General features: G+C 48.6%; 2 protein-coding genes and 1 pseudogene. All 3 read left to right on the forward strand.

What is annotated here, in order from left to right; all coding sequences use genetic code 11:
* The first annotated feature begins 275 nt into the window (after window positions 1-275).
* A complete protein-coding gene (locus AB3R30_RS26815) occupies window positions 276-542 on the forward strand; it encodes a hypothetical protein (RefSeq protein ID WP_458652259.1) in 267 nt (88 codons plus the stop codon).
* A 123-nt stretch (window positions 543-665) separates the two neighbouring features.
* Complete coding sequence (locus AB3R30_RS26820; protein WP_458652260.1) at window positions 666-896, forward strand: hypothetical protein; 231 nt, start codon at window positions 666-668, stop codon at window positions 894-896.
* 16 nt (window positions 897-912) lie between these two features.
* A pseudogene (locus AB3R30_RS26825) lies at window positions 913-1,537 on the forward strand (IS1 family transposase); the annotation flags it as partial.
* Window positions 1,538-1,701: the final 164 nt, after the last annotated feature.

The raw sequence follows: 1,701 nt of genomic DNA on the forward strand, positions 1-1,701 counted from the left end.
TCACTACCTCAAATTCGGCGATGTTCCAGTTCCCTAACGATTCATATCTAGATTCAGCAACGCCGAAATTCGTAGGGGCAACCACAAGGGATTGCCCTCAGCTTTGCCAGGGTAGGCACAAGACCATAGCTGTCAACTTAAGGAAATCCAAGGAAGTCAAGCAGAGGTTAAAGTCAAAATAGCTCTATTTGGCTTCCCCAGACAACAATGACCAAAGCTCATAAAAAGCGCGGGAAAGAAGAATTTCGACATTTTGTCCTCCCCCCTGTCCCGGCTTGCGAGGCAGTGGAAGCCAGACTGATTGCGCCACTGACTCTTGGCACCTTTGCCAACCTGAAAACACTGGAGCGGCAAACTGGGAAGGGCAGTTGCGCGACCGAGTGCTAACGTTATCGGTGATGTCAGCGATTGTGGTGAGCTTGGTCTATCGTCAGGGGCGCTACTTAAGTGAGATTGTCCGGGTGCTTGAACAAGAAGGATTACTATGGCTGAGCGCCCAACAGGTGAGTCGCCAGGCGGTGTCAAAACGCTTAGTCGAGTGACCCGCAGCATTATTTTTAGCCGTGTTGACGCAAGTGACGCAACGGATTCGGACGCAACCGTTGCCTTCAAGCGTGTTGCCTGACCCCCATCGGGTCATGCCGTTGGGGTGAGATGAGTTAAGGATGCTGTTGCCCGTCGGTGGGTTACTGATTTTAGATTTAGGCTTCTTCGGGTTTGCCGCCTTTGATGCGATGAGCGATGAGCACAAGTTTTTTCTGACTCGTCCAGCGAGTCCTTTCCAAGAGGGTGTGCTACCGAGACGAAATCATCCAACTCGGTGCCCATCAGAAAACCCATCCTTGTCGTCATCCGGTGCGGCAAGTGGCGGTCGGCGTTGCATAATAGAAATATGAAATCAGGGTAAAAGCAATGCAGTGTCCCGAATGCGGTTCAAGTGAGGTCAGTAAAAACGGTAAGCAAAGAGGGAAACAAAATTACATCTGTAAGACCTGTCGGCGGCAATTTATCGCAACTTATGATCCTGCTTCCAGTTATTCAGAGGAGTTTAAGCGGGAGTGCCTCACGATGGATGTTAACGGCATGGGTTTTCGAGGCATTGAGCGGGTTAAAGGAGTGCACCATACGACCATCATTACTTGGGTCAAACAAATCGGTGAACTGTTACCCGATGCTTACGATCCAGAGGTTCCTCCTGACGTTTGTGGGCTAGACGAGTTAGAAACGTTTGTGGGGTCAAAAAAACAAAATTTGGCTGTGGACTGCCGTTGACCACTTCAAAAAGGGGATTTTAGGATGGGCTTTGGGTGATCATAGTGCTGACACCTTTCGTCCGTTGTGGGCGATCGTTGCGACTTGGAAGTGTTACTTCTATGTCACCGTTCGCGTAGCGTTGCCGAAGGACTTAGGGTGGTCTGTTTATCCAGGATTTATTCCAGAGGGCGACCAAATTGTCAGCAAGACGTACATGACTCGGGTTGAGGGAGAAAACACCCGCTTTCGACCCTATCTGGCTCGGTTGCATCGCAAAACGTTGTGATAAGCTGATCAGCATTTAAATTGCATAATTGAATAATAAGAATAATTAGACCACCCGTGCCATGCCAGCAAAGAACTTTCTAGATTCAGATCAAGTAGATAAATTGCAAAAAGCTCTTCGACAGAGTGAACTACCTCATATTCGAGAACGAATTTTAATTC

The sequence above is a fragment of the Sivoneniella epilithica UHCC 1019 genome (assembly GCF_040830845.1).
GTDB lineage: Bacteria > Cyanobacteriota > Cyanobacteriia > Leptolyngbyales > Leptolyngbyaceae > ULC077BIN1.